This window comes from Mycobacterium sp., from assembly GCF_029961025.1.
In the GTDB taxonomy this organism is placed as follows: Bacteria; Actinomycetota; Actinomycetes; order Mycobacteriales; family Mycobacteriaceae; genus Mycobacterium.
This window is the reverse complement of sequence record NZ_JASBVP010000005.1, coordinates 288,745-310,467: the sequence shown is the minus strand read 5'-3', so window position 1 is coordinate 310,467 and position 21,723 is coordinate 288,745. Positions and strand designations below refer to the sequence as shown.

17 protein-coding genes and 1 pseudogene are annotated in these 21,723 nt (G+C 64.8%); 6 read left to right on the top strand and 12 right to left on the bottom strand.

What is annotated here, in order from left to right:
- Positions 1–178 precede the first annotated feature (178 nt).
- From ftsH to QJR12_RS07930, 3 genes are all read right to left on the bottom strand, one after another.
- The gene (gene ftsH / locus QJR12_RS07940) at positions 179–2,167 is read right to left on the bottom strand and encodes an ATP-dependent zinc metalloprotease FtsH (RefSeq protein WP_300580513.1); all 1,989 of its coding nucleotides are present in this window, start codon (positions 2,165–2,167) and stop codon (positions 179–181) included.
- A gap of 490 nt (positions 2,168–2,657) precedes the next feature.
- Positions 2,658–4,208, bottom strand: coding sequence for an NAD(P)/FAD-dependent oxidoreductase (locus QJR12_RS07935; RefSeq protein ID WP_300580422.1), 1,551 nt, complete (start codon positions 4,206–4,208; stop codon positions 2,658–2,660).
- A gap of 72 nt (positions 4,209–4,280) precedes the next feature.
- Complete coding sequence (locus QJR12_RS07930; RefSeq protein ID WP_300580421.1) at positions 4,281–4,955, bottom strand: TetR/AcrR family transcriptional regulator; 675 nt, start codon at positions 4,953–4,955, stop codon at positions 4,281–4,283.
- 111 nt (positions 4,956–5,066) lie between these two features.
- On the opposite strand from QJR12_RS07930, the gene QJR12_RS07925 reads away from it, so the two are divergent.
- The gene (locus tag QJR12_RS07925) at positions 5,067–6,632 is read left to right on the top strand and encodes an MFS transporter (protein WP_300580418.1); all 1,566 of its coding nucleotides are present in this window, start codon (positions 5,067–5,069) and stop codon (positions 6,630–6,632) included.
- Positions 6,633–6,656: 24 nt separating this feature from the next.
- Here the strand turns inward: QJR12_RS07925 and QJR12_RS07920 are convergent, their stop codons facing one another.
- From QJR12_RS07920 to QJR12_RS07890, 7 genes and pseudogenes are all read right to left on the bottom strand, one after another.
- Entirely contained in the window at positions 6,657–7,412 is a 756-nt protein-coding gene (locus QJR12_RS07920) for a TetR/AcrR family transcriptional regulator (RefSeq protein ID WP_300580415.1), read from the bottom strand.
- Between the two features lie 94 nt (positions 7,413–7,506).
- Complete coding sequence (gene nrdE / locus QJR12_RS07915) at positions 7,507–9,588, bottom strand: class 1b ribonucleoside-diphosphate reductase subunit alpha (protein ID WP_300580412.1); 2,082 nt, start codon at positions 9,586–9,588, stop codon at positions 7,507–7,509.
- Between the two features lie 56 nt (positions 9,589–9,644).
- Positions 9,645–10,124, bottom strand: coding sequence for a class Ib ribonucleoside-diphosphate reductase assembly flavoprotein NrdI (nrdI, locus tag QJR12_RS07910; RefSeq protein WP_300580409.1), 480 nt, complete (start codon positions 10,122–10,124; stop codon positions 9,645–9,647).
- A gap of 19 nt (positions 10,125–10,143) precedes the next feature.
- Positions 10,144–10,383, bottom strand: coding sequence for a redoxin NrdH (locus QJR12_RS07905; RefSeq protein WP_300580407.1), 240 nt, complete (start codon positions 10,381–10,383; stop codon positions 10,144–10,146).
- 478 nt (positions 10,384–10,861) lie between these two features.
- Positions 10,862–11,100 (bottom strand): annotated as a pseudogene (locus QJR12_RS07900) (FMN reductase); the annotation flags it as partial.
- A gap of 158 nt (positions 11,101–11,258) precedes the next feature.
- Positions 11,259–12,131 (bottom strand): SDR family oxidoreductase, encoded by an 873-nt coding sequence (locus QJR12_RS07895; RefSeq protein WP_300580404.1) that lies wholly within the window; start codon positions 12,129–12,131, stop codon positions 11,259–11,261.
- Between the two features lie 49 nt (positions 12,132–12,180).
- The gene (locus QJR12_RS07890; protein WP_300580402.1) at positions 12,181–12,843 is read right to left on the bottom strand and encodes a TetR/AcrR family transcriptional regulator; all 663 of its coding nucleotides are present in this window, start codon (positions 12,841–12,843) and stop codon (positions 12,181–12,183) included.
- A gap of 125 nt (positions 12,844–12,968) precedes the next feature.
- On the opposite strand from QJR12_RS07890, the gene QJR12_RS07885 reads away from it, so the two are divergent.
- Positions 12,969–14,447: a cytochrome P450 gene (locus QJR12_RS07885; protein ID WP_300580399.1), complete on the top strand. Its 1,479-nt coding sequence runs from the start codon at positions 12,969–12,971 to the stop codon at positions 14,445–14,447.
- A gap of 66 nt (positions 14,448–14,513) precedes the next feature.
- Here the strand turns inward: QJR12_RS07885 and QJR12_RS07880 are convergent, their stop codons facing one another.
- Positions 14,514–15,035 (bottom strand): homocitrate synthase, encoded by a 522-nt coding sequence (locus QJR12_RS07880; RefSeq protein ID WP_300580397.1) that lies wholly within the window; start codon positions 15,033–15,035, stop codon positions 14,514–14,516.
- Positions 15,036–15,403: 368 nt separating this feature from the next.
- Between QJR12_RS07880 and QJR12_RS07875 the strand changes: the two genes are divergently transcribed.
- Entirely contained in the window at positions 15,404–15,739 is a 336-nt protein-coding gene (locus QJR12_RS07875) for a hydrogenase maturation nickel metallochaperone HypA (protein ID WP_300580395.1), read from the top strand.
- 12 nt (positions 15,740–15,751) lie between these two features.
- Positions 15,752–16,543 carry a hydrogenase nickel incorporation protein HypB gene (hypB, locus tag QJR12_RS07870; protein WP_300580392.1) on the top strand — a complete coding sequence of 264 codons (792 nt, stop codon included), beginning with the start codon at positions 15,752–15,754 and terminating at the stop codon, positions 16,541–16,543.
- Positions 16,544–16,680: 137 nt separating this feature from the next.
- On the opposite strand, the gene QJR12_RS07865 is transcribed toward hypB, so the two are convergent.
- Positions 16,681–18,453 carry an IS1634 family transposase gene (locus QJR12_RS07865; RefSeq protein ID WP_300575500.1) on the bottom strand — a complete coding sequence of 591 codons (1,773 nt, stop codon included), beginning with the start codon at positions 18,451–18,453 and terminating at the stop codon, positions 16,681–16,683.
- A gap of 358 nt (positions 18,454–18,811) precedes the next feature.
- On the opposite strand from QJR12_RS07865, the gene QJR12_RS07860 reads away from it, so the two are divergent.
- Positions 18,812–19,867 (top strand): hydrogenase expression protein HypE, encoded by a 1,056-nt coding sequence (locus QJR12_RS07860; protein WP_300580390.1) that lies wholly within the window; start codon positions 18,812–18,814, stop codon positions 19,865–19,867.
- Positions 19,868–19,923: 56 nt separating this feature from the next.
- Entirely contained in the window at positions 19,924–21,723 is a 1,800-nt protein-coding gene (locus tag QJR12_RS07855; protein ID WP_300580388.1) for a nickel-dependent hydrogenase large subunit, read from the top strand.

The following is a 21,723-nucleotide window of genomic DNA, read 5'->3' as shown; positions in this document are numbered from 1 at the left end:
TAGTGTTGCGCCGTGTCGTCGGCGTGGGCTGAGCACTCAACCGGTAACACCTATCCGGGCTGCCGTGGCCAAGCAGAACCTTAAAAGCGGAGCCAAGCCGTCGTCCCTGTGGTTCATCCCATTGCCGTCAATTGCCGTCAATCGTCCGCGTAGGTGGCGCGATACGTACGGCAGCGCGTCACGTTTTAGCGGCTGCCGTTACGTCTGCAGACAATTCCGTGGCCCGTTGCAGGCCGGCGGCGGCATAGAGTTCTTCTTCGTCGAGTGTCTCGTGCGCCAGCAGCTCCGAGACGATCCGCTCAAGCCGGTGCATGTTGCCTCGCACCAACTCTCGGGCCTCGGCGTAGCAGTTGTCGATGAGCCGCCGGACTTCCTGGTCGACCGTACCCAGCATGGAGTCCGAGATGCCGGCCAGGTGCGGGTCGCCCTCTCTCGGTAACACCGATACCGGACCGATTCGCTCGGACATGCCCCACCTGCCGACCATGGCACGCGCAATGCTGGTGGCGTTCTCCAGGTCGCTCTCGGAGCCAGTGCTCACCACGCCGAACACCTCTTCCTCGGCGACCATCCCGCCCAGCGCGCCGATGATGCGCCCCCGCAGATAGTCGGTGGTGTATCCGTAGCGGTCCTCCTCTGGAGTGGACAAGGTAATGCCGAGGGCGTGACCGCGGGGAATGATCGACACCTTGCGCACGGGGTCCGCACCCGGCTGCAAAATGCCCAGGAGCGCATGGCCGGCCTCGTGGTAGGCGGTGCGGCGACGTTCCTCGGGGGGCAGCACCAGGTTTCGGGCAGCCCCGAGTTGGACCTTCTCCAGCGCGCCGAAAAGGTCGCGGTCGGTCACGTCGGTCTGGCCGTTGCGGGCCGCGGCCAGCGCCGCCTCGTTGACGAGGTTGGCCAGATCGGCTCCGGTCATGCCGGGCGTAGCGGCCGCCAGCCGGTCCAGGTCGACGTCGTCGGCGAGGGGGACGTTGCGGGTGTGCACCCGCAGAATGTCCGCTCGCCCTTTGCGATCCGGCGGATTGACGGTGACGGTGCGATCGAAGCGCCCCGGCCGCAGCAACGCCGGGTCGAGCACGTCGGGTCGGTTCGTCGCCGCGATCACCACGACGCCCTCCGAGCCGGTGAACCCGTCCATCTCGGTCAGGATCTGGTTGAGCGTCTGTTCGCGTTCATCGTGTCCGCCGATCGTCGTTACACTGCCGCGGGCCCGTCCAATCGTGTCGATCTCGTCGATGAAGATGATCGATGGGGCAACTTTGCGTGCCTCCTCGAACAGCTCCCGCACCCGGGACGCACCGACACCAACGATCATTTCGATGAACTCGGAGCCGCTCGCTGAGAAAAACGGGACGCCCGCTTCGCCCGCGGTGGCCCGGGCGAGCAGCGTCTTGCCGGTGCCGGGCGGTCCACTCAGCAGGACGCCCTTGGGTGCACGCGCGCCGAGCTTGCGATATTTCCCCGGATCCCGCAAGTAATCCACGATCTCATTGATCTCGGCCTTGACCTCGTCGATACCCGCGATGTCGTTGAAAGTCACTCGGACCGACGCCGGGTCCACGGGCTTACGTTTGCGAGTGCCGATGCCGAACAGGCCCGCTCCGCCACCCATTGCCTGTGCTCGGCGGAACAACCAGTACCAGAACCCGAATAACAACAAGGTCGGCGCGACCGAAATCAGGAGATTCCAGAATATTCCGCGGTCCTGATTCAGCGGGGTCGCTGATACGGTCGCACCGCCCTCCTCCAGCTCCTTGAGGAGATTATCTTGGGCATAGGCCGGACGCTCGGTGGTAAACCGCTGGTATTTCGGCGCATTCTTGGTGTCGTGGCCCTGACCCGGCAGTGGCTGTGGTTCCCGCAAGGTGCCGTCGATGGTTTCGCCCCGCGAGAACACCTCGGCGACGTTGTGGCGCTCCACCTGTGTCGTGAATTCGGTGTAGGGCACCTTCACCGGCCTACCAAGGGAGTCCTGGAAGGACAATAGGCCGAATATCAGCAAATAACCCACTACGAGGTACAGCCACACCCGCCATCGGGGCCGCCGGCGACGATCGTCGGCGTCCGGGTGCGGGGTTGGCAGTCCTTCGGTGCGCCACGGCTTTGGCTCGAGCTTTTTTAAGGGCGCGGATGAACCGTTCCTGCGCCTGCTCTTCGACAACATCAGGCGGGTCATCCGGTACTCGACCCGAGCACCGGAGCGCCCCGACCACTGTGCGCCGCGGAGCTGCGCCGGACCGAGCGGATGCGCGAATTTGGCTGGCGGCGGCGGCGGACGGTCACACCACCGCTAGGCAGTCGGCTCGTCATAGACACCACGATTGTGTGCCCTCTCGACGGACGATCTTCAGCGCCGCACCCCGACAAGGCTGCTGCCGAAACAAGTACGCCCGTGGCCTCCGCCAAGCGTGCCGCCGGTGACTGGAAATCATGTGCTGTACTAAATTTGCTGCAGTAATATTGTCCGCGATATTGTCCGCTGCCGTCGCAGTCATGAATATACGCGATACGGCACCCGGTGAAAATGGCCGGCCTTCTGGCTCGGCCCTGTCGATGCCTCTCGACCGTTGCCCGGTACGGCCCGCCGTTTGACCGACCACCACGTCGCCACCGCGCGGCATCGAACTTCGGGCCGAAACCCCCCGGCGCGGGTGCTAGTCGGCGACGGCCAGCGCCGAACGGTCGGCCGGCGAGCCGACGCCCACCCCGAAGAACCGGTACTCGGCGGGATTCAGCTTGCGTGTCGCGGCCCAGTACTGCCAGGTATAACCGCCCCACAACACCCTGTTGTTGCCGTGCTCATCCAGATACCAGCTGCGGCATCCGCCGGTATTCCACACCGAACCGGCCAGCTTGCGTTGCAGCTCATCGTTGAAGCGGTTCTGCGCCTCGCGGGTCGGAGCCAACGCTTGCGCACCCAGCCGGTCGCATGTCGCGATCGCCTGGGCCACGTAGCGGATCTGTGACTCGATCATGAACACCACCGAGTTGTGTCCCAGCCCGGTATTGGGTCCCAGCAAGAAAAACAGGTTGGGCACGTCAGCGACGGTGATCCCACGATGCGCCGCAAGGCCCTCACGATTCCAGCGGTCGACCAGGTCTTCGCCGTGCAATCCCTTGATCTGCACATAGGTATAGGAATCGGTGACATGAAAGCCGGTGGCGAATACGATGACGTCGACCGGGCGTTCGGTGCCGTCGGCCGTCACGATGCCCTCGGGCGTGATCCGGGTGATGCGGTCGGTGATCAGCGTGGTCTTGGGATTTGCCACAGCCGGATAGTAGGTAGACGAGTTGAGGATCCGTTTACAGCCGATCCGGTAGTGCGGAGTCAGCTTGCGACGCAGCTCAGGGTCTTTCACCGAACGGCGAATGTTCCACTTAGCCAGTGCCTCAATGACTTTGAGCGTATTCGGCCGCTTGGTCATGCCGTAAGCCAACGCCTCCTGGCCCCAGTAGATAGTGGTTCGCAGTGCCCACGCCAGACCGGGAACGTTCGTCAAGGCGCGTCGCAGCCCTATCGGCAGTTTCTCGTTGGTGCGTGGCACCACCCACGGCGGAGTGCGCTGGTAGAGCTGAAGTTCGGCGACCTTACCGATGATCTCGGGCACGATCTGGATGGCACTGGCCCCGGTCCCGACCACCGCGACCCGCTTGCCGGTCAGGTCGACGCTGTGATCCCACTGCGCGGAATGGAACGCCGCACCACGGAATTCGTCACGACCATCAATGTCGGGTATGCACGGAATGTGCAATGCGCCGGCCCCTGAGATCAGGAACTGGGCAACATATTCCCGCCCGTCCGCGGTGAACACATGCCAGCGGTACTCCTCGTCGTCCCAATGCCCGCGGTCGACGAGGGAATTGAACACGATGTAGCGGCGCAGTCCGTACTTGTCGGTGACCCCCTTGAGATAGTCCAAGATTTCGTCCCAATACGAGAACAAATGCGTCCAGTCTGGCTTGGGTTCGAAAGAGAACGAGTACAGGTGCGACGGGATGTCGCACGCACAGCCGGGATAGGTGTTGTCCCGCCAGGTACCGCCGACCTCGCCGGCCTTCTCCAGGATCAGGAAGTCCACGCCCTGACGCTGCAGCGCGATTGCCATGCCCAGACCGGAAAACCCGGTGCCGATGATGAGCGCGCGGGTGTGCACCGGCGCTCGCTGCGCTCCGCTCTGAGCGGGTTGCTCGGTTACAGTCATGCCGCGGTCCTTCCTGGGAACGCCGGTACCGGGTAATTCTCTTCTTCAGTCTGTCCGTCGCCACCGGGAGTGTCAACGTCGCTGATCAGACCCGGTCAGCAACGCGATTGACCGGCGGAGCTGCTGCTCGGGCGGCGCGGGGGGTAGCGGCGCGTCGGGCCGCGCGCGAAAAGCGTCGACCATCAGGGCCGCGAACCGGCGCCACGCGTCCGGGGCGGTGTCGCCGGTGGCCCTCAGCACGCCGGCGTTGGCCAACAACATCACGACGATATCGGCCACCACCACGTCGGGCCGCAGACTGCCCTCGGCCTGGGCGCGCTCGATGAGCACCTTGACTTTCTCGACGGCATCACCGGTGCGCTGCTCGACAACGCTGCTGGCGGGAAACGCCGTGGTCAACAGATCGCGCAGGGCGGCGTCCCTGGCCTGCAGCTCGCACAGCTCAAAAATCAGCGCGTGAAACCCGTCCCACGCCCGCGGGTTGGCCAACGCACGATCGACGGCCGCCGTGTAACCGGAGATGTTGCGCTCGAACGCGGCGGCCGCCAGATCGCCGCGGGTCGGGAAGCGGCGATACAGCGTCGCCACACCCACCCCGGCGCGGGCGGCGATCTCCTCGAGCGGCACCGACAGTCCCCGCTGGGCGAACAGCTCGGCAGCCGCCGCGAGGATTCGGTCGCGGTTGAGTTTCGCGTCGGCACGAAGTGGCCTGGGTCCCTTTTCGCGCTGCCCTGCGCTTGAAATCACAGGTCCAACATAGCAATAAAACTGGAGGATCGCCTCCAGTTATGTATATGTTCGACCGCATAACTGAGATAACTGAGAACCGCCCTCCACATAAGAAATGGGAGCAAAGATATGGCGACCGCAATCACCACCCGCCAGCTGACAGCCGGCCGACACCGCGCAAGCCGGGCTGGGATACGAGGCAATCCGTGGTGGACGCTGATCGCCGTCTCGACTGGCGTCGTCATGGTCGGTCTCGATGCGTCCGTCGTCGCGATCGCCAACCCTCGCATCGCCACCGATTTGCATGCGTCGCTGTCGGATCTGCAGTGGATCACCGATGCCTACTTGCTCGCGCTGGCGTCGCTGTTGATCTTCGGCGGCAAGCTCGGCGACCGCTTCGGACGCCGGCTGATGTTCTTTTTCGGGGTGGCCGGTTTCGCCGCGACGTCGGTGGGTATCGGCCTGATCGGCACGGTCGGCGGGGTCATCACGCTGCGCGCACTGCAGGGCGTCTTCGGGGCGCTGTTGATGCCGAGCACCCTGGCGATCGTGCGCAGCACCTTCTCGAGCGACAAGCTCAACACCGCCATCGGCATCTGGGGTGCGGCATCCGGCGTGTCGATCGCGGCCGGGCCCATCGTGGGCGGGCTGCTGGTCGAGCACGTCAGCTGGCAATTGGTCTTCTACATCAACGCTCCGATCGCGGGCGCCGCGCTGCTGATCGGCGGGCGGGCCATCCTCGAGAGCCGCAGCGAGCACGAGCATCAGCTCGACCTTCCGGGCATCACCACGCTGTCCGGCGGGCTATTGCTGGTCGTGTTCGGGCTGATCAAGGCGCAGAACTGGGGCTGGCTGGCCGGTCGGACACTTGGCGTTCTCCTAGCCGGCCTGCTGGCTATGGCGGTGTTCGTCCTGATCGAGCTGCGCACCGCCGAACCGCTGTTGCCGATGGGGCTGTTCACCAACCGGTCGCTGTCGATCGGCACCGCGGTCGTCGTCATCGACTTTTTTGCGCTGTTCGGTGCCGTGTTCTTCCTGTCGCTGTACCTGCAGAACGTGCAGGGCTTCAGCCCGGTGGCGACAGGTGTGCGCACCCTGCCGCTGAGTCTGGCGCTGATGGTAACGGCGCCGTTGAGCGGATTTCTCACCGAGAGGTTCGGGCCGCGTCCGGCGATGGCCTTCGGGCTGGCCGCGCTAGCGGGTGGGTTGGTCTCGCTGACCGCGCTGGACGCCGACTCGGGCTACCAAGCGCTGTTGCCGGCGTTCGTGCTGCTGGGCGCGGGTATCGGGCTGGTGCTGACGGCCAGTTCGGATGTCATTATCGGCAACGCCGGCGTCGGCGATGCCGGAGTGGCCGGTGGTTTGCAGAGCACCGCGGTGCAGCTGGGCGCGGTGCTGGGCACCACGATCCTGGGCTCGGTGGTCTCCAGCCGCGTCGGTTCGGTGCTCGTCGATCAGCTCATCAAGGCGGGGACGCCGGCGCCGCTCGCCGGCAAGTTAGCCGCCGCCAAAGAGCTGGTGGCTCAGGGTGTGGCGCCGACGGTGCCGGGGATCCCGGCCCCGCTGGTGCATGCGGTGGCCCGGGGCAGCCACGGCGCGTTCATGGTGGGACTGCACACCTCGATGGTGGTCGCCGCGGTGGCCGCGGCCGTCGGCACGCTGCTGGCGCTGTTCGTCCGGCGCGGCGGCCGCTGACGGCACCGCCCCATCGGCTGAAGTTCAGCTCACGGCAGGTTTGCGCGGCACCGCGTAGTGCAGCGGCAGCTCCGGGTCGTACTGAATACCCAGCACTTCGGCGGTGCCGTTGATGACGCCCATCATGATGGTCGTCAGGTGTGCTACGAATCGGTCGCGCGGCATCCGTCGCGGGCTGTCGGGTGTGGGACCGAGCCACCAGTCGGTCGCCGACGCCGCGGATCCGAACGCGGCGAATGCGGCGAGTTCAATGGCGGCGCGGTCCAGCTCCATCTCACGCAGCTCGTTGTTGAACATTTCAGCCATCGCCAGCGTGATCTCCCGGCCTTCGTTGAGGGTCCGCACCGTCACCTCGGACTGCTCCGGGAAGCGGCCCTGGATGAAAAACCGCAGCACGTTGGGATGCTGGTCGACAAGATTGACGTATTCCTCGACGCTGCGCCGGATGATGTCGCGCGCCGAGTTGGTGGCGAAGTCCACCGAGGGGAAAATTGCCGCCCACAGCATGTCGCGCAGACGTTCCCCGATCGCCTGAAAAAGGTCCGACTTGTCGGTGAAATGCCGGTAGATCTTCGGCTTGGCGGTACCCGCCTCTTCGGCGATCTCACGCACGCTCAGGTCTGGACCTAACCGGTCGATGGCGCGGAAGGCGGCCTCGACGATTTCACCGCGCACCTTCTCGCGGTGTTCGCGCCAGCGTTCACTGCGGGCGTCGACCTTGCGCCCGGCGTTCGCGCCGGGCCGGAGCCGAACCGACCGGGGTCGGGAAACTCTGCGCACACCCTGCACCTTACCTCGTTGCGCTGTTGACCTGGGCAGACCGGAAACGCGGCACCACCGGTATCGTCCGCGTTGGCCGCACGCGCACGGAGCGTCACAGCATGCAGGACACGCAGCCTTCGACCTCGGTCCCCTGCAGCGCCATCTGGCGCAACCTGATGTAGTACAGGGTCTTGATCCCCTTGCGCCAGGCGTAGATCTGCGCCTTGTTGACATCACGGGTAGTGGCGGTGTCCTTGAAGAACAGCGTCAGGCTCAGACCCTGATCCACATGCTGGGTGGCCGCCGCGTAGGTGTCGATGATCTTCTCGTAGCCGATCTCATAGGCGTCCTGGTAGTACTCCAGGTTGTCGTTGGTCATGTAGGGCGCCGGGTAGTAGACCCGGCCGATTTTGCCCTCCTTGCGGATCTCGATCTTCGACACGATCGGGTGGATCGAGCTCGTCGAATGGTTGATGTAGGAGATCGACCCGGTCGGCGGCACGGCCTGCAGGTTCTGGTTGTAGATCCCGTGGGCCTGTACCGACGCCTTCAACCGCCGCCAATCATCCTGCGTCGGGATGCTGATGCCCGCGTCGGCGAACAGCCGACGAACCTTGTCGGTTTTGGGCTCCCAGGCTTGGTCGGTGTACTTGTCGAAGAATTCCCCCGACGCGTACTTGGACCGCTCGAAGCCCGTGAAATGCGTGCCCCGCTCGATCGCGATCTTGTTCGACGCCCGCAGAGCGTGGTAGCAGACCGTGTAGAAGTAGATGTTGGTGAAGTCGATCGCCTCTTCGGAGCCGTAAAAGATGCGCTCGCGTGCCAGATACCCGTGCAGGTTCATCTGCCCCAGCCCAATCGCGTGAGCTTCGCTGTTACCCCGCTCGATTGAGGGCACCGACCAGATATGCGTCTGGTCGCTCACCGCCGTCAAAGCCCGGATCGCGACCTCGATGGTCTGCGCGAAGTCCGGCGAATCCATCGCCTTGGCAATGTTCAGCGAACCCAGATTGCACGAAATATCTTTGCCCACTTTGGCATACGACAAATCGTCATTGAATTCCGACGGCGTGGACACCTGCAGGATCTCCGAGCACAGGTTGGAGTGGGTGATCTTGCCTTCAATCGGATTGGCCCGGTTTACCGTATCCTCGAACATGAGGTAGGGATACCCCGACTCGAACTGCAACTCGGCCAGCGTCTGAAAGAACTCCCGGGCCTTGATTTTGCTCTTGCGGATTCGCGGGTTATCGAGCATCTCGTAATACTTTTCGGTGACCGAGATGTCGGCGAACGGAACGCCGTAGACCCGCTCCACGTCATACGGCGAGAACAGGTACATGTCGTCGTTGCGCTTGGCCAACTCGAAGGTGATGTCGGGGATCACCACACCCAGCGACAGCGTCTTGATCCGGATCTTCTCGTCGGCGTTCTCGCGCTTGGTGTCCAGAAAGCGGTAGATGTCAGGGTGATGGGCGTGCAGGTACACCGCGCCGGCGCCCTGGCGCGCACCCAGCTGGTTGGCGTAGGAGAACGCGTCCTCCAGCAGCTTCATGATCGGGATGACGCCCGAGGACTGATTCTCGATGTTCTTGATCGGCGCGCCGTGTTCACGAATGTTGCTCAGCAGCAAGGCTACTCCCCCGCCACGCTTGGACAGCTGCAGCGCGGAGTTGATGGCGCGTCCGATCGACTCCATGTTGTCCTCGATGCGCAGCAAGAAGCAGCTCACCGGCTCGCCGCGTTGTTTTTTGCCGGCATTCAAAAACGTCGGGGTGGCCGGCTGGAACCGGCCGTCGATGATTTCGTCGACGAGCTTCTCGGCCAGCGCGGTGTCACCGGCGGCCAGGGTGAGCGCGACCATGCACACCCGGTCCTCGAAGCGCTCCAGATAGCGCTTCCCATCGAAGGTTTTCAGCGTGTATGAGGTGTAGTACTTGAAGGCGCCGAGGAAGGTCGGAAAGCGGAACTTCTTGGCGTAGGCGCGGTCGAACAGCGACTTGACGAACTCCCGGGAGTACCTTCCGAGCACTTCGGGTTCGTAGTAGCCCTGCTGAATCAGGTAATCGAGCTTTTCGTCCAGGTCGTGAAAGAACACCGTGTTCTGGTTGACGTGCTGCCGGAAGTACTGGTGCGCCGCCTGGATATCCTTGTCGAACTGGATTTTGCCGTCCGGGCCATACAAATTCAGCATGGCGTTCAGGGCATGATAGTCGGTCTCCTCCGGCGCCGAAGGGCGCGTGCTGGCCGTTACCGGCCCTGCAGCGGTGACTGTTGGTGACACGTCTCGTCCTTCCAGAAGTCGGCCAGGCCCGCACGGACGATTTGCACGTCCTCATCGGTGCCCATGAGCTCGAAGCGATAGAGGTACGGAACGCCGCACTTGCGGGAGACCACCTCACCGGCATAACCGTATTCCCTACCGAAGTTGGTGTTGCCGGCCGCAATCACCCCACGCAGCAACGCCCGGTTGTGCTCGTTGTTCAAGAAGGCGATCACCTGCTTGGGGACATAACCGCCGGTAGTGATGTCCGGGCGGAGATCCGGGTTAGCTCGTCCGCCGCCGTAGGTGGGCAGCACCAGCACATATGGCCGGTCGACCTCGATGCGGCCGTGCAGCGGTATCCGGGTGGCCGGAATTCCCAGCTTCTGCACAAAGCGATGGGTGTTCTCCGACACGCTGGAGAAATACACCAGGCTGCACGACGGCGCCGCGACCTCTTCCCGCATGATTGTCCGCCCGGTGCGCTTAGGCGCTGAGCGCGGCCCCGGCGAGCGCCCTGATGCGGTCCGGCCGGAAACCCGACCAATGGTCGTTTCCCGCCACCACCACCGGCGCCTGCAGATATCCCAGCGCCATCACATAGTCCCGCGCGTCGGGATCGAGGGTGATGTCGACCTTCTCGTAGGCGATGCCCTGCTGGTCGAGCGCCTTGTACGTGGCAGTGCACTGCACACATGCGGGCTTGGCGTACACGGTGATGCTCATCGGCTCTGCGACTCCTCTGCGAAGGTGGTGGATTCGAGACAGGCTGGCAACTACTCGGGTACTGCGTCTGTACGGTTGTTCGGCTGACCGTCAAGCCCCCCGGAATCCGGTATACCGGCGCCGGTCGACCGACTAGGTGACGCCGGATCCGGGGACCTCACCGGGCCGTGGCCGCTGAGGAGACCGGAGGACCGTCGGCACTGAAAACACTACACCTAGTAGGTGACGATCAGAAGAGGTACAAGATGTTCTGAACGACATTTATGAAATTCCCAGGTCGTAAGCCGTGAACTCCACCGCCTGCCGGCGTGTCGCTGAGCACCGCACGGCCCGTCCGCCGGGTGGACGACCGCGCGGTCGCCACCCTCGCCAGCCATCGCCGCGGATCACCGCCACGCCGCGTTGCCACTCCGGCCAGCAAAGCCACCTCCGGACCACCGCCGGCGAGCCGAGGTACCGGCAAGGCGGGGTTCTCATCTCACTTCGATCTCGCTTCGGCGGCCAGCATGCCCACCGCGTCGCACACACCGGCTACCAACTCGGTGTGTTCTCGGTGTGTTCGAGCGGGTGCTTACCCTGCAGTGCCTGCAACGGCACCGACAACCGGATCGACTCGATCACCCGCGGGCCGGCGACACCAAATGACTTGCGGGTCTCGTCGTGTCCCCATACCCCGCCGGAACGACCCAGGGATCCGCCGATGACGGCCAACGGCTGCGCGCCACTGCCCCGCCGCCACCTTTCCGCCGCCGGATCCGGCGGCCTACGACGCGGCCTCGGGCCAGGTGATGGGTTTGCTGCGCGGCCTGGCGCACCCGGCGTCAAGCGATGTCGCGGCCCAATCGCGGATAGTCACCCGGGTGGGAACATGAGCGTCACCCGGTCGGCCGCAGCGCCCTGGTGAACAACACGTTCGCCTGGCGCATCACCGCGCTATAGGGCCACCAGGCCAGCCGTTTGAAGGCGTAGAGAGCCCGGATGTCCGCCGACGTATAGATCAAAAACCGGTTCTTTTTAACCCCGGACAGGATCTTCTCGGCCGCCTTCTCCGGCGAGACGGCGTGGCCGCTGAAGCGGTCCACCCAACGGCGCACCCGAGGGTCCTCGCGGTCGACACCGGCGATCTCGACCGTGTTGACCAGCGGCGTGTTCACCGCACCCGGAACCACGACCGACACCCCGATGCGATGCCGGGCCAGGTCGAAGCGCAGCACCTCGGAGAGCCCGCGCAACCCGAACTTGCTGGCGCTATAGGCGGCATGCCAGGGCAGCGCGATCAATCCGGCCGCCGAGGACACGTTGACCAAATGCCCGCCCCGCCCGGCCGCCATCATCGGCGGGATGAACGTCTCGATGACATGAATCGGCCCCATCAGGTTGACCGCGACCATGGTGCTCCACTGCTCGTGGGTGAGCTGGTCGACGGTGCCCCACGCCGACACCCCGGCGATGTTCATCACCACGTCCATGGCCGGATGGCGGGTGTGGATGTCCGCGCCGAACACCGCGACCTCGTGGTAGTCGGCGATGTCCAGCACCCGGTGCTCGGGCACCTGCGCGCCCAGCGCACGGGCATCGGCCACGGTTTGCGCCAGACCCTCGGCGTTGCGGTCGGTCAGGTACAGTTCGGCGCCCTGAGCGGCGAGCCGCAGCGCTGTCGCGCGCCCGATGCCGCTGGCAGCGCCGGTGAGAAAACAGCGTTTTCCGGCGAAGTAATCGGTCCGGGTTCCGCTCGACGCGCTCTGCATGGCCGTGACGATACCGGCGGTAACAACCGTTGCCGGCAGTGCCGGGCCGTCAGTCTTTCGGGCCACCCCATAGCGCGTTGAGCCACAACTGCTCAAGCACCCGCACCCCGCGCTGCACGTCCCCCTCGGGCCCCAGAAAAGCGGTGTCGCCGGCCAGCATGAGGGCTGTGGTGACCGCCAGGGTGCGAACCAGAGCGGGGACGTCGTCGCTGATCGGATGCGCGGTGCCGGCCTTGATCTCCTGCTCGACGACACCGATGATCTGGTCGATCACGGTGTCGATCTGCTGGTCCAAGATGGCGCGGATCTCCGGATCGGTGTGGCGGGCGGCATTGCAGGCGGCCATCACCGGGTCGTTGTGTGCGTACACGGCGGCTGCGCTACCAACCATCCGCTTGGCGAATTCCGCGGGTGACTCACCGGGTCCGCGGGGAGCGAAATAGTGCGTGAGTTCTTCGAGTTCGCGGGTGGCTTCGGACAGAATCTGGGCGAGCACCGAGTATTTGGAGTCGAAGTAGAAGTAGAAGCCGGATCGCGCCACACCGGCGCGATCGCTGATGGCGCTCACCGAAAGCTCGGCGAAGGGCTTCTCCTCGAGCAACTCGCGCACCGCCTGCAGGATCGCCTGCCGCTGTTTTTCCCCCCGCCGTCTCGGGGCGGGCGCCGCTCGTTTCCGGTCAACGGCCCCGCGGGCATGCTGCTGGGTGCTCACCCCTCGATACCTTGCCCCACGGAAGCGGAAACGAAAAACTTGACAGCCGTCAAGTCAGTGCCGAAGGATGGTTTCCGGTGACCGCGGTCACACCAGGCTTGCTGCCGAGCGGTAAAGGAGCGTCGATGGCCACTATCAGCACCCCGCATTATCTGCTCGACCAGGCGCGACGCCGATGTGCGCCGACGCTCAACAACATTCCGGGTATGGGAGCAATCGAGAACCGGCTGCTGGCCCATCGGTGGAAGACGAAGGTGCTGGCCGAGCCGCCTGCGGGCAGCGGCCTGAAGCCCGTGCTGGGCGATTCTGGCCTGCCGCTCCTCGGGCACATCATCGAGTTGTTCCGCGAGGGGCCCGACTACCCGCTGTTTCTGTATCAGACGCGTGGGCCGGTGGTGTTCGTCGATTCGCCGATCTTGCCGGCCGTCACCGCGTTGGGGCCCGACGCCACGCAGGCGGTGTTTACCAACAAAAACAAGGACTTCTCGCAGAAGGGCTGGCATCCGGTAATCGGCCCGTTCTTCAAGCGTGGCCTGATGATGCTGGACTTCGAGGAGCACCTGGCGCATCGGCGCATCATGCAGGAGGCCTTCACGCGCACCCGGCTGGCCGGCTACGTCGAGCACATCGACCGGGTCGCCTCGCACGTGGTGGCCAACGACTGGGTGAGCGACGACGCGCGGTTTCTGTTTTACCCGGCGGTAAAGGAGCTGACCCTCGACATCGCGTCGCTGGTATTCATGGGTCACGAGATGGGCACCGATAAGACGCTGGTGGCCGAGGTCAACAAGGCGTTTACCACGATCACCCGCTCGGGCGGGGCGATCATCCGCTACCCGGTCCCGCCGTTCAAATGGTGGCGGGGCCTGCGGGCGCGCCGGCGGCTCGAGGACTACTTCGGCGCCCGGGTTCACGAGCGCCGCAATGCCCAGGGCACCGATATGCTGACCGTGCTGTGCCACACCCAGGACGAGGACGGCAACAGCTTCAGCGACGAGGACATCGTCAACCACATGATCTTTTTGATGATGGCCGCGCATGACACCTCCACCTCGACGACCACCACCATGGCCTATCACCTGGCCGCCCATCCGGAATGGCAGGAGCGTGCCCGCGACGAGTCGGACCGGCTCGGCGACGGACCGCTGGACATCGACGCGCTGGACAAGCTGGAGACGCTCGACCTGGTGATGAACGAGTCACTGCGACTGGTGACCCCGCTGCCGTTCAACATGCGCCGGGCGGTGCGCGACACCGAACTGTTGGGCTACTACGTGCCGGGCGGCACCAACGTGATGATCTGGCCGGGGATGAACCACCGGCTGCCCGAGCTGTGGACCAACCCCGACACGTTCGACCCCGAACGGTTCGCCGAGCCCCGGGCCGAGCACAAGAAACACCGGTACGCCTTTGCACCCTTCGGCGGCGGTGCGCATAAGTGCATCGGCATGGTGTTCGGGCAGCTGGAGATCAAAACCGTCATGCATCGGCTGCTGCGCCGCTATCGGCTCGAGTTGGCCCGGCCCGGCTACCGCCCCCGCTGGGACTACGGCGGCATGCCGATTCCGATAGACGGCATGCCGATCGTCTTGCGCCGTCGGTAGCCGGGCGACCGTGCTCGCCGCCCCTCGCCCGGATGCCGCATCACGGGGTCGTGGGATCGCGGGGAATCAGGCCGACGCCACCAACCGGTTGGCGCAGGCGATCACCGCATCCAGGGCGGAGCGGGTCGGGTCTTCCGACCAGCCCATCGCCCACTCGGCGCGTAAACCATTGGTGCCGCGGATAAAAGTCGCGGTGCACTCGTGCGATCTCAGCTGGTGAAACTTCAATGTCTCCACCGCGATACCCCGCTCGTGCAGCATCGCGGTAAGGGCCGCGATCGGGCCGCTGGCGGCAGCCGTCGCCGTGCTGACGCGATCGCCGACGGCGATCACCGCCTGGAAAGTGCGCACTTGCGGACCCAGCCGGGTCGCGGGCCGCTCCGGGTCGGCACAGCTCCACTGCCCCAACCGGATGAGGCCGGGGCTCGGGTGATGGGCCGCCACAAAACTCTCCCACGACATAGCATCGGCCTGTTCACGCAGACCACGTGGCAACGACGCGCCGTAGCGGTCGGCGAACCAGGCATTCGCGGAACACGCCGGCGAGGCGGCTGAGATGTGATGAGGTTGCAGCGATGAAACTGTCATGTGCCGGTCTTCTCTGGTCAGCAGGGCGACCGACGGCTCGTAGCTTCCGACCCGCAGCGGGGGGTCGGTCTGGCTCAGACCCCGCTACGGGTGCCGGCTACTACGGCCCGATCGAAAAGACGATGCACGATGGCTGAGGGTAGCCGTTATCCGTGGCGGTGGCAACCTGCGGCGGCCCGAAAGCCGCCGCGGGTGTCGGCCGCAGCGCCCCGGGCGGTTTCGCGGCCACTTTGCCGCGCGCGTGCAGACTTGGGTGTACAACAGTGCTGGTGAGGAGCTCGTGGGTGCTGGCGAGGTCCGCGACAGCCGACATCGGCGGGCCGACGGCGAGCGCCATCGGTTCCCGGGGCAGCGGACGGTGATCGGCCGTGCATGAACTTTCGTTGTGTCACGCGATCGCCGGGGTGGTCAAGCCCTACGCCAACGGGCGTCACGTCGATGTGGTTCGCGTACAGATCGGTGCGCTGCGTCAGGTGGTTCCCGAGTCGCTGTCGTTTTGCTGGACCCTTGTCCGGGACTACGAGGACATGCCCGACGCCGAGTTGGAGTGCGAGTTCGTCGCGGCCGAGGTTGACTGCCGCTCATGCGGCCAACGATCGGTGATCACTTCGCGGTGGTCGCTGTTATGCCCGCACTGCCAGAGCGCCGACGTCGAGGTGGTGCGCGGCGACGAGTTCCAGGTGACCTCGCTGGAGGTTTCGTGAAAGGCACACGCCATGGGTAGGTTTCACCGACACGATGACGGCACGGTGCACGCCCACGATCACGACGAGGGCCCGGATCACATCCACGAGCAGCACCACGACCACGGCGACCACAGCGGCTACCGCACCGGCTCCCAGCGGATCGATGTGCTGAAGGCGATCTTCGCCGAGAACGACACCCGGGCAGACCTCAACCGGAAAGCATTCGAGCGCAACGGAGTTCGTGCGCTCAACCTGATGAGTTCACCCGGCTCCGGCAAGACGACGGTGTTGCAAGCCACCCTGGACGAACTCGCCGGCGAAATCGCCATCGGGGTGATCGAGGGCGACATCGCCACCGACCTCGACGCGGCCAAGCTCGACGGTCGGGGGGCGCAGATATCGCTGCTCAACACTGGCAACGGTTTCGGCGGCGAATGCCACCTCGACGCCCCCATGGTCAACCGGGCCCTGGAGGGCCTGCAGCTGGCCGGCCTGGACCTCGTGATCATCGAGAACGTCGGCAATCTGGTATGCCCTGCCGAGTTCGACGTCGGCGAGCACGCCCGGGCCATGGTCTACTCGGTGACCGAAGGCGACGATAAGCCGCTGAAGTACCCGGTGATGTTCCGCGCGGTGGATCTGGTGCTGCTCAACAAGATCGACCTGGTCCCCTACCTCGACGTCGACGTCGGCAGCTACCTCGGCCACATCAGCGAGGTCAACCCGAGGGCGCCGGTGCTCCCGGTCAGTGCCCGCACGGGCGAGGGCATGTCGGCTTGGTTCGGCTGGCTGCGTCGTTTCGTGGCCGGCGCGCCGGTCTGAAACCTCCATGCGCACGTGCAATTAATTTGCAAGAAACTCACCACGTACGTGATGCTAAGCCGAAGTTGCGGCGGTTTGGGTGGGTGGATTCGTGGCTGACGTGGGTTTTTGCTGGTGGTGTGGGGTCGTGGTTCTGGCTACGCGGCGGTCAGCGGGATGGGGGTGCCGATAAGGTCGAAGGCGCGGCGTTGGTCGGGGGTGGGTTCGGCCAGTGTGGGTACCGTGGCGTTGGTGCCGTGGTAGTGAATGTCGTTGCGGGTCAGGGTCGCTAGGTGATCGAGCAGGCCGCGGAAGCTGCGCAGCGGGTTACCGTCTGGGTCGTGCTGGGTCGAGGCTTTGGCCTGGGCCTGTGGTGAGCGTTGTGCGGGCGCGACGGGGTTGTCGCGGGCGGGTGGGTGTTCGTCGGTGAAGGTCAGCGACGCCCAGGCTTTACGCAGGTGCCAGACCAGGTAGCAGGCCAGCAGGCAGATCAGCACGTGGGCGCGGACACGCTTATCGAGGCGGTGATGGATGGGCCGCAGATCCAGATCATCGGCCTTGATGCTGCGGAAGTCGCGCTCGACGTGGGCGAGGTTTTTGTAGCTTTCCACCACGGCTGCTGGGGTGAGGGTATCGGCGTCGACGCTGGTGCGCAGCACGTAGATGCCATCGAGGCTGGCCTCGGCATCGATGCCGGCCTGGTCACGCTGGTAGGTGAAGCTGGTGTCGGTGATGGTGCGGTGAAAATGCTTGCCCACGTTGTGTTTGACGATGATCCGCCCAACGGCTTCACCGATCTTGCCTGCCCCCTTGAGGGTGCCGCGGGCCACCCGCTCGGCGATGGCGGCCAGGTCGGCCTCGGTGGCGGCTAGCAGCGCGGCGCGTTTGCGGGCCCGCTCGGCGGCCAGGGCGGGGTTGCGGCAGGCGATCAACCGTTCCCCGGGGTAGTCGGGGTGGGCGATCTCGGCGAGATCTTGGGTGTCGAACAGGCTCATCTGCAGCGGTCCCTTGTCGGCGGCCAGGGTGGCGATCTGGGGTGCACGCAGGGCGGTGATCCACCCGAAACCGGTTCCCGCATCGGTGTTAAGCTCTCTCAGTGCGCTGATGCGTGCACTGGTGATCATGCCGCGATCCCCCACCAGCACCAGCCGGGTCAACCCGAACGTGTCGCGCAGCACCTCGACGATGTCGGTGAACGCGACCGGGTCGGCGGTATCTCCGGAAAACACCCGCACCGCCACGGGGCGTCCGGCCGGGTCGGTGAGCACCCCGTAGTTGATCTGCGGCAGGCCCTTTTTGCCGTCGCGGGAATAGCCATGGGCGGCCAGCTCACAGCACCGCCCGGTCACCCATGAGCTGGTCAGATCGAACAACGCCATCCGTGACGGGTTCGCCGCTGGCCCAAGGTGTTTAGCGGCCAGCTTCTTCTCGATCGCGTCCTGACGATTCGCCAGCCAGTCCATCGCGGCATACACCTCATCGGTGGAGGCGCCAGCCACGTCCAGGTCGGGCCCCAAGGTGGTATCGGCCCACCGCGACAACGTTGACAGCTTGGACGCCGGACGGATCACCCGCGAAATAACCAACCCCAGCACCAGATCGCGGGATCGACACGCCGGACCCAGGAGCGCCGGAAACCCCAGCCGACGCGCCATCGCCGCCACTGCGGCCACATGCCCGTGCGGCAGCGAGCGGGTGATGGTGCAGGCCGACTGGGCAGGCACCATCACCTGTCCCTTCAGCGTCGCCTCGATCGCGGCGATCACCTCCGCGGGCAACTTGGACAGGTTGGCCAGGGTCTCGTGGCGGACCTTCGTCCCGTCGCGGTAGGTGCGACGCACCAGCACCGACTCATAGCGGTGCACGTTGCCGGCCTTGTCCACATATTTGCTCGGAGTCCGGGCTACGTGCATCCGCACAGGTTTGACCATAACTGAATATTACAAGGCGAACTCGTCAATCAATAGCATCAACACACCATATTCACTGGCTACACCTTCGGCAGACCAACCCGCACAGACCCCAGCTCAACCCCCAAATTGCCTAACTGACCCGCCGCAACTTCGGGCTAAGAGACTGTGCCGGGCGGCAATTGGCCACCGGCAATAGCGTCGCTGCAATCAATTAGGACGACTCCCACAAACCCGTGGCGGGTCGCCGAGGATTACCGGCGAAGCGTTGACAATGTAAACGGGTAAGAGTAAACCCAACACATAGTGCCGCGTAAGTGGGTTGATGGTCGACTCCTGCGGTGCAGGGGGTTCAGTCTGCCCCCCGGAAAGCATTGATATGCCAACCCAAGCAGCAGTCAAAGCCGAAGAAACCCTGATCCATGTGCTGTGGATCAACGCGGGGCTCAGTTGTGACGGTGATTCGGTGGCGCTGACGGCCGCCACCCAACCCAGCATCGAGGAAATCGCGCTGGGCGCCCTGCCCGGGCTGCCGAAGATCGCCGTGCACTGGCCGCTGATCGATTTCGAATGTGGACCCACGGGCGGAGCCGACGACTTTCTGGAGTGGTTTTTCAAGGCCGACCGCGGTGAGCTGGAGCCGTTCGTGCTGGTCGTGGAGGGCTCGATTCCCAACGAGGCGATCAAAAGCGAAGGGTATTGGTGCGGTTTCGGCAACAATCCGGCGACCGGACAGCCGATGACCACCAGCGAGTGGCTGGATCGGCTGGCGCCCAAGGCGACCGCGGTGGTGGCGGTGGGCACCTGCGCCACCTATGGCGGTATCCACGCCATGGCCGGTAACCCGACCGGGGCGATGGGGGTGCCCGACTATCTGGGCTGGGGATGGAAAAGCAAGGCCGGCATCCCAATCGTGTGCGTGCCGGGTTGCCCCATCCACCCGGACAACCTTGCCGAGACGCTGACCTACCTGCTCTACATGGCCACCGGCCAGGCGCCGATGATCCCGCTGGATGAGGCGCTGCGCCCGAAGTGGTTGTTCGGAGCGACGGTGCACGAGGGATGCGACCGTGCCGGCTACTACGAGCAGGGTGACTTCGCCACCGAGTACGGGTCACCCAAATGCATCGTCAAATTGGGCTGCTGGGGTCCGGTCGTCAAATGCAATGTGCCCAAACGCGGCTGGATCAACGGTATCGGCGGGTGCCCGAACGTCGGTGGTATCTGCATCGGCTGCACCATGCCGGGTTTTCCGGACAAATTCATGCCTTTCATGGACGAGCCGCCGGGCGGAAAGATCTCCTCGACCGCCTCGGGGCTGTACGGCTCGATGATCCGCAATCTGCGCGGTATCACCGCCCGCACCGTGGACAAGGAGCCACGCTGGCGCCAGAAGGGCACCCAGCTGCTCTCCGGCGCCCGCCGCACCTGGTAGGCAGCGGCGGCCCCGCCGACCAACAAGCTCACCCCAACGATAGAGAGCGAAACCTGATGACAAAGATTGTTCCGGAGCCGACCCACGCCAAGCGCGGGCCCGGCCAGCTGGTTGAAATGGGCTGGGACCCGATCACTCGGATCGTGGGCAGCCTGGGCATCTACACCAAGATCGACTTCGACAACAAAGAAGTGGTGGAATGCCATTCCACGTCGTCGATCTTTCGCGGCTACTCGATATTCATGAAGGGCAAAGACCCGCGCGACGCGCATTTCATCACCAGCCGCATCTGCGGGATCTGCGGGGACAACCACGCGACCTGCTCTTGCTACACCCAAAACATGGCCTACGGCGTGAAACCGCCGCACCTGGGTGAATGGATCATCAACCTCGGCGAGGCCGCGGAATACATGTTCGACCACAACATCTTCCAGGAAAACCTGGTGGGGGTGGACTTCTGCGAAAAGATGGTCGCCGAGACCAACCCGGGTGTGCTGGCACAGGCCGAGAACACCCCGGCGCCGCGCGCCGGCATGCACGGGTACAAGACCATCGCCGACATCATGCGATCGCTCAACCCGTTTAGCGGGGAGTTCTACCGCGAGGCGCTGCAGGTCAGCCGCTACACCCGGGAAATGTTTTGCCTGATGGAAGGCCGTCACGTGCACCCGTCCACGCTCTACCCCGGCGGGGTGGGCACGGTGGCGACCGTGCAGCTGATTACCGACTACATGACCCGGCTGATGCGCTACGTGGAATTCATGAAAAAGGTCGTGCCCATGCACGACGACCTGTTCGACTTCTTCTACGAGGCCATCCCCGGCTACGAGAAGGTCGGGTTGCGCCGGACCCTGCTGGGCTGTTGGGGCTCCTTCCAGGATCCCGAATACTGCAACTTCGACTACAAGGACATGGAGTCCTGGGGCCGGCGGATGTTCGTCACCCCGGGTGTGGTGGTCGACGGCAAGCTGGTCACCACCTCCCTGGTCGACATCAACCTGGGGATTCGGATCCTTTTGGGCAGCTCCTATTACGACGACTGGGCCGATCAGGAGATGTTCGTCAAGACCGACCCGCTGGGTAACCCGGTGGATCGCCGCCACCCGTGGAATCAGCACACCAACCCGCACCCGCAAAAACGGGACATGGACGGCGGCAAGTACAGCTGGGTGATGTCCCCGCGGTGGTACCACAACGGGGATCACCTCGCCCTCGACACCGGCGGCGGCCCGCTGGCCCGGCTGTGGGCGACCGCGCTGGCCGGGCTGGTCGACATCGGCTACGTCAAGTCCACCGGTCATTCCGTGCAGATCAACCTGCCCAAGACCGCGCTGAAGGGTCCCGTGGAGTTCGAGTGGAAAATCCCGCAGCACGGTTCCAACACCATCGAACGCAACCGGGCGCGCACCTACTTCCAGGCTTACTCGGCGGCCTGCGCGCTGCACTTCTGCGAAAAGGCGCTGGCGGAAATCCGGGCCGGGCGCACCAAGACCTGGGAGAAATTCGAGGTGCCCAAAGACGGCATCGGCTGCGGGTTCACCGAGGCGGTGCGGGGGGTGTTAAGCCACCACATGGTGATCCGCGACGGCAAGATCGCCAACTATCACCCGTATCCGCCCACCCCGTGGAACGCCAACCCGCGCGATGTCTACGGCACGCCCGGGCCCTACGAGGACGCGGTGCAGGGCTCGCCGATCTTCGAGGAAAACGACCGGGAGCACTTCAAGGGCATCGACATCATGCGCACCGTGCGCAGCTTTGACCCGTGCCTGCCCTGCGGGGTGCACATGTATCTCGGCAAGGGCAAGACGCTGCAGCGGCTGCACTCGCCGACGCAAGCAGCAACCGGGGAGTGA